The 247-nt window shown below is 71.7% G+C and carries 1 protein-coding gene; it reads left to right on the forward strand.

What is annotated here, in order from left to right:
- Positions 1 to 64: 64 nt before the first annotated feature.
- Positions 65 to 247, forward strand: a 183-nt coding sequence (locus IG74_RS47470) for a hypothetical protein (RefSeq protein ID WP_037827693.1), incomplete at its 3' end; no start/stop codon positions are given.

Below are 247 nucleotides of genomic sequence, written 5' to 3' on the forward strand. Positions count from 1 at the left end.
TGTGCGACGTCACGGCCCTGCGCACGCTGCTCGCCACGGCCGATCCGCTGCGGACGGTGGGCTGATGATGACCGACCTCGACGAATACGAGGACAACCAAGAGCCGTTGGGCCCGTACGAGGCCTACCGCAACCACCTCGCCACCTGTCCCCGTCGGCACTTCGGCATCCTCGCCGACTGCTCCGAAGCGGCGCGTCTGCACACCGCTACGGCCACCGCGCCCGCGGGCCCGGCCGGAGGAGGCCGG

It is taken from the genome of Streptomyces sp. NRRL B-1347 (assembly GCF_000720325.1).
Classification (GTDB): Bacteria; Actinomycetota; Actinomycetes; order Streptomycetales; family Streptomycetaceae; genus Streptomyces.